The sequence below is a fragment of the Mucilaginibacter pineti genome, from assembly GCF_900101875.1.
Lineage (GTDB): Bacteria > Bacteroidota > Bacteroidia > Sphingobacteriales > Sphingobacteriaceae > Mucilaginibacter > Mucilaginibacter pineti.
The window spans coordinates 1-5,753 of the sequence record NZ_FNAI01000038.1 but is presented as its reverse complement, the minus strand read 5'-3'; the positions used below and the strand labels follow the sequence as shown (position 1 = coordinate 5,753).

The 5,753-nt window shown below is 47.7% G+C and carries 11 protein-coding genes; 7 read left to right on the top strand and 4 right to left on the bottom strand.

The window, feature by feature from the left end:
- The coding region (locus BLS59_RS31945; protein ID WP_205411402.1) for a hypothetical protein at positions 1-180 on the top strand (180 nt) is incomplete at its 5' end.
- A 218-nt stretch (positions 181-398) separates the two neighbouring features.
- On the opposite strand, the gene BLS59_RS31940 is transcribed toward BLS59_RS31945, so the two are convergent.
- The 4 genes from BLS59_RS31940 to BLS59_RS30965 form a co-directional block, all read right to left on the bottom strand.
- On the bottom strand, positions 399-557 hold the full coding sequence (locus BLS59_RS31940; protein ID WP_162842834.1) for a pyridoxamine 5'-phosphate oxidase family protein: 159 nt from the start codon (positions 555-557) through the stop codon (positions 399-401).
- A gap of 42 nt (positions 558-599) precedes the next feature.
- Positions 600-722 (bottom strand): hypothetical protein, encoded by a 123-nt coding sequence (locus tag BLS59_RS32595; protein ID WP_262492987.1) that lies wholly within the window; start codon positions 720-722, stop codon positions 600-602.
- Positions 723-813: 91 nt separating this feature from the next.
- Complete coding sequence (locus BLS59_RS30970; RefSeq protein WP_143014302.1) at positions 814-1,191, bottom strand: hypothetical protein; 378 nt, start codon at positions 1,189-1,191, stop codon at positions 814-816.
- A gap of 70 nt (positions 1,192-1,261) precedes the next feature.
- Positions 1,262-1,636, bottom strand: coding sequence for a response regulator (locus tag BLS59_RS30965; RefSeq protein ID WP_091157891.1), 375 nt, complete (start codon positions 1,634-1,636; stop codon positions 1,262-1,264).
- A gap of 181 nt (positions 1,637-1,817) precedes the next feature.
- Here BLS59_RS30965 and BLS59_RS30960 point away from each other — a divergent pair, with 181 nt between their 5' ends.
- The 6 genes from BLS59_RS30960 (at position 1,818) to BLS59_RS30940 (ending at position 5,666) form a co-directional block, all read left to right on the top strand.
- Positions 1,818-2,687, top strand: a complete 870-nt coding sequence (locus tag BLS59_RS30960; protein WP_091157889.1) for a universal stress protein — start codon at positions 1,818-1,820, stop codon at positions 2,685-2,687.
- An 85-nt stretch (positions 2,688-2,772) separates the two neighbouring features.
- Positions 2,773-3,369 carry a L,D-transpeptidase scaffold domain-containing protein gene (locus BLS59_RS32425; protein WP_240315414.1) on the top strand — a complete coding sequence of 199 codons (597 nt, stop codon included), beginning with the start codon at positions 2,773-2,775 and terminating at the stop codon, positions 3,367-3,369.
- A complete protein-coding gene (locus tag BLS59_RS32420) occupies positions 3,357-4,295 on the top strand; it encodes a L,D-transpeptidase family protein (protein ID WP_240315413.1) in 939 nt (312 codons plus the stop codon). Before BLS59_RS32425 ends, BLS59_RS32420 begins: the two co-directional genes overlap by 13 nt.
- A gap of 11 nt (positions 4,296-4,306) precedes the next feature.
- Positions 4,307-4,702, top strand: coding sequence for a hypothetical protein (locus tag BLS59_RS30950; protein WP_091157888.1), 396 nt, complete (start codon positions 4,307-4,309; stop codon positions 4,700-4,702).
- The gene (locus tag BLS59_RS30945) at positions 4,662-5,375 is read left to right on the top strand and encodes a BON domain-containing protein (protein WP_240315411.1); all 714 of its coding nucleotides are present in this window, start codon (positions 4,662-4,664) and stop codon (positions 5,373-5,375) included. Before BLS59_RS30950 ends, BLS59_RS30945 begins: the two co-directional genes overlap by 41 nt.
- Before the next feature lie 3 nt (positions 5,376-5,378).
- The gene (locus BLS59_RS30940) at positions 5,379-5,666 is read left to right on the top strand and encodes a hypothetical protein (RefSeq protein ID WP_240315410.1); all 288 of its coding nucleotides are present in this window, start codon (positions 5,379-5,381) and stop codon (positions 5,664-5,666) included.
- Positions 5,667-5,753 lie beyond the last annotated feature (87 nt).

Sequence of the window (5,753 nt, the reverse complement as noted above, 5' to 3'; positions counted from 1 at the left end):
ATTTCACTTAATGTAACAGAATTAACAGCTGAGCAATTATCTATGGCTGTTCAAACAGTTCTGGAAGATCCAGGATACTTAACTGCAATCCGCAAGATCAATGATTCGTTCCGGTCTGCCGGTGGTTATCCCAAAGCGGTAGAGGAAATCTTTAGATTTAAAAACAGTTTTATAAGCTAATTGACCTGGCTGCTATTATATTAAGGGTTAACAAACCTTTGACTGAATGATTTGCGTTTGTCCCAGATCATCGTCGCGCATTAGCCAGGCTTTATCCTTAAGCTAAGCTAATTTTATTTGGTAAATCAGGCATCAGCCTCGTTCCGACATCACTCTCTTCGTCCACAAGGCCGTGTTCCCTGGTAACGGAATCGTCTAAAAAAATAAAGGGACTGATCCTATCCACCAGCTTTTGTAAGACCTGTTGTTTTTTCTTCCAGACCACTGATCTCTTTGAACCTGCCCCAGGCGATCACGCTTTGCCAGTTGGTCATCGTCTTGATATCATCTACCTCAAACCAGACCTGCGGATTTTCCCGCATCATCTGAATTTTCATCCCTTCGGAAAAATGACAATAAATAATTCCGTTTCCATATAATTAATTTACAGGTACGATATACATCGTCTCCGCTGAATGACAGCCAATGCGGCCGTACAATTGCTCCTTTAATAGCGCTTCTATCTGGGTATCGTTGAGTTCTCTTAACATGACGTTTTTCATTATGGCTGTAAATTTCCGCTTAACTGGCTCCACAGGCCATGAGTTCGGTCATCTTAAAATATGAGAGGCGTCACTTTCCGGATTGGCGGCATTACTCGCTATCCGCAGCGGCATACTTTCCCCTGGTGGAAAATGGTGTCCCCTTGCTGTGGAACAGGCTGGCATTGGCAAACAGAGGTGCAGGGAACAACGTATTTTCCGGCACCCTATCAAATTCACTGCTATGGCTAAATGATCTTTCCTCGTATTCCCATTCCAGCAGGAGTTTCCATTTTCCTTCAGGAAGATCATCGATGGGCAGGCTCAGTTCGGTGTTTTCCCCGGTGTTGAATTTCAACCTTCGGCGGTCCTGGACTCCTTGCAGGGAGATACGGGTCAGACAGGCCGAGCCTTTAACGGGATGCGAAAAACTAAACTGCAGGCATTTCATAGTGGTATAGTTTAAGGATGGGCATAAATTATAACACAAATCTATACGATAAGGCTTTAATGAAAAATGACCAAGGTCACCATTTCAACTGATTATTAACGTATTATCGTCACAATGAAGGATTGAGCATTTTCGCCAGGCAGTCCAGCAATTCCTTTTCATCAAAAGGCTTAACCAGGTAGGCACACCGCCCGATCGACAGCGCTTTTGCCTTGTCGCCACTCTCGGATTTAGCGGTAATAAATAAAAAAGGGATATGGCGGGTTGTTTCCCGGTCCAGCAGGGCCTGAAAAACGGTGTAACCATCAGCGCCGGGCATCAGGACATCGCTGATGACAAGGTCAGGAAAGTGAAGGCCTGCTAAACGGATACCTTCCAGCCCGTTATCGGCAGTAATGACCCGGTAACCCTCCAGTTCCAGTAATTCGGCCGTGTTTTCACGGATATCCTGGTTGTCTTCAATCAGTAAAATGTTTGCGTTCATTTCGGACCGGCTTAAACAAGTAACAGCAATAACTGCGCTAATTTACCGGTAAGCAATGGATTTTACACCTTAACCACTGATTTTGTGATAAGGATCATTTTTCCAGATGACGGCTATCCTGTTTAGTCCGCCGTTTTATGGGCAGTTTTGATCGATCTGTTCACCAGGATCATCAAGCATTATGAAAAAGATAGCCATACTTACCGATTTTTCTGACAGGTCAACCAATGCTGCACTTTATGCGCTGCAGCTGGCCCGGCACTTAGGAGCCAATATACTATTGTACCATACTTTCCTCGTGCCATCCGCCGAACCGCTGAGCGCCCAGATCGCCTGGCCCCTGGAAGATGATGACGCGCTCCAAAAGAGCAACGAAAAAGACCTTCGTTTGCAGGCAGAGCAGTTAAAAAAAGTAGTATCGGGCTGGCCTGCCGATGCTTTCAAGCCGGCGATCACCTGCAGTTGCAGTGCAGGCACCGCAACCCTGGATCTGGACGAATTACTAGCGGATAAAGCGCTGATCTTAATCGTAACGGCCACTCACCATACCGGCTTTACCGCGCTGGTCATGGGCAATCACCTGCGGGGGGTACTCGATAATTCCTCCCTGCCGGTAATGATCATTCCTGAACATGCGGCTTTTACATCCCTGCAGAAAATCGCTTTTCCAACGGACCTGAGCGCTGCCGACCTGGAAGTGCTGAATTCGCTCGCGGGATTGGCCAGGCCATTCCATGCCGAGATCATGCTGGCGCATATCAGCCCGGAAGGAGATCCTGCGGAAACGCCGGTCAAAAACTTCTTACAGGATGTTGGTAACCAAATCGATTACCCCAATATTTATTACCGGAATATTCACCAAAACCAGGTAAAGACGGGACTACAGGAGCTGGAGACGGCGGTAGGCGCCGACCTGTTGGTCATGGTCCACCGTAACAAAGGCTTCATTGAGCGATTATTCGGCGGGAGCTATACCCAAAAGCTCGCGGCCAATCCGTTGGTGCCCTTACTGATCTATCCCTACCCGGTACCCGCTTATCCGGTTTTTTAAACGAATGGTAAACATGTCCTATTCCCTGAAATATTTCTTCGTAATCTTTTTGACCAGTTATATTTTACATGGCTTTGGCCAAGGGGTGAAAAAAAACGAACCGGCGTTATTGAATACGCAGTCACCCGTTGTTTTGGACAGCCTGGAGATCATCGCTTTTTATCAGGGCCACTCTGAATTGATTACCGCTAAGGCGCAGCTCCTGGATTTTTATGACCATAGAGCATACGCCTGTGCCTGGTTTGCCGGCGGTCGTTTAACCGAGCAGGCAGGCAATTTGGTTAACCGCATGATCAACTTGCCGGACGAGGGAATTTATACTGCTATTCCTTACCAAAAGGAACTGGAACTGCTTTTAGACGGGTTGAACGGGCAGCAAAACAACCAGCAGACCAACGTCACCATGGAACTGCTGCTGACCGCGCAATATTTCGTCTTTTCAAAACTGGCCTGGAACGGGATGAACAACGCTGCCAGTAAATCGTCCGGCTGGTATCTCCCCCGTAAAAAAATGGCTTATGACCAGTACCTGGACAGCCTTTTAGCCGCGCCGGACAAACCATTCACATCAGCCGAGCCGGTCTACCGGCAGTATGAATTACTCAAAGCTTTTTACGAAAATACCGCGCCCTGGATACCGGGAGTACCTGGCCTCCTATTGTGTTGCCATTGCCCCGTTTAAAACCCGGCGATTCTGCTCCCGTGGTCACGCTGATCAAAGCGCGCTTATATAAATTGGAAGATTATCACGGGGATACCCTAAATAACCATTATGACACGATTCTGCAGAACGCGGTTAAACAATTTCAGTTCCGTCACGGCCTGCCGGTTAACGGCTTGCCGGATAAAGCAACCCTGGCCGAACTGAATATCCCCTTAAAAAGCCGGATCAGCCAGATCCTGGTGAATATGGAAAGAAGCCGGTGGTTACCCGTTACGTTAAGCTCCGTTTACCTGGCCGTTAACATACCTGAATTCAAATTACATGTTTATCATGCGGATAGTTTATTGTGGAGCTGCAGCGCGGTGGTCGGGCAAACCATGCATCAAACTACCGTATTTTACGGGGAGATCAAATACGTCGTTTTTAGCCCGTACTGGAACATTCCGCCAAGTATTGTCCGCAATGAAATTTTGCCCGGCATCAAAAATGATCCGAACTATATTGCCAAACATGATATGGAGATTACCGGCTACCTGGATGGTTTGCCGGTCGTCCGGCAGAAGCCGGGACCGATGAATTCATTGGGCCTGGTTAAATTCATGTTTCCCAATAGCTATAATATTTACCTGCATGATACCCCGTCAAAGTCACTGTTCGGCGAGACTTCCCGGGCCTTTAGTCATGGTTGCATCCGCATCGCTGAACCCGTCAGGCTGGCGAACTTCCTGCTGAAAGAAGACAAGGAATGGAACCCGGAAAAAATAGCTGCCGCCATGCATGCCGGTAAAGAGCGTTATGCCACCCTGGCCCAAAAGGTGCCGGTGTTCATCGCTTACTTTACGGCTTTTACAGACCGTGATAACCGGCTGAATTTCAGAAAAGATATTTATAACCTGGACGGAGAACTGGCAGCGCTTATCCTGTCAGGCAACGGCGTCTACTAAACAATCAAACTATGAAAAACACAAAAGATCTGGGCATTTGGATGGATCATCAAACTGCCCACTTAATGGAGTTTACCACAGACCCCATTCAAACCACCACCATTGATTCCGAATTCACGCACGAAGAAAAGGAGCAAACGCTGTCCCGGAGTGAAAACCTGATGCATAACAAAGAGCAGCATGAGCAGGCAGCTTATTATCAAGAATTGGGTGAACTGATCAGGGGCTACGGTGAGGTCATTTTGTTTGGGCCTACTGATGCCAAGGTTGAGCTATTTACCTTTTTGCGAAAGGACCATCGCTTCAGCGCTATCCAAATCGAAATTGAACAGGCGGATAAGATGACCGTTAACCAGCAACACGCGTTTGTCAAGGCGCATTTTTCTAAAAAACTTTCCCTACGATAAAACAAAAATGCATATGAAAATCAACCAGGATATCGCAAACGACATTCAGGAGGCCATCCATTGGGAACCCTTGTTGAAAGACACTAAAATTGCCGTAAATGTTACCGACGGGGTGGCCACCCTGACCGGCGTAGTGGACGGCTACCTTAAAAAGTCAAAGGCTGAAGAAGTGGCTAAGGGCGTCACCGGCGTAAAGGCAGTCGTAGAAAAGATAGCCGTCCAGTTTATTAATGAGACGGCCCTGAGCGATCAGGAAATTGCCATAGAGGCCATCCAAGCCTTGAAAAAAGATGGCCAGGTTCCTCATGACCGGATAAAAGTGACCGTGGAAAACGGTTGGGTTACCTTAACCGGCAATGTTCCCTGGAACTACCAGAAAGAGGCGGCAAGAAATGCGGTCAGGCACCTGGATGGTGTCAAAGTGTTCACCAACGATATCCGGATACAGCCTGAAAGCCCGGATGAACTGGAACAGGAAGATGTCCAGCGTGCGTTCAGGCGAAGCGCGTCCCTTTATGACCAGGATATTCAGGTCTATGTAACAGAGCATGCCGTAACGCTCAGCGGCGTAGTCAATTCCTGGTACCAGAAAGAGGAAGCGGAACGGATGGCCTGGAACGCGCCGGGTGTTGTAGCCGTCGCGAATGAGCTGGTCATCGATTTAAAAGATTAAACCATGATGACCTTAACCCTACAGATCAGCTGGCTATTTTTGCTGGCCATCCCGATCGCCTGCATTGCCTGGACGGTGACGCATGAAGAAGTGTTCCGGGAACCCCGGGAATACTGTACCCGGCGCAGCCAGGAAGGCAAATCATTAGTGGAGCGAAAGTTCTTTTACTTGTTTACCTGTGAGTACTGCTTTAGTCATTATGTGACCATCCTGTTTCTTTGCCTGACGGGCTACAAGCTGCTCATGGATAACTGGGCAGGCTACTTGATCGCGGGCTTCGCGCTAGTGTAACGATTATTTAATTATGCAACATATTTGTATATTTGGGATAAGCAAAATACAAATATGGAGACCAAATTTAGTCTTAGCCAAGAGGAA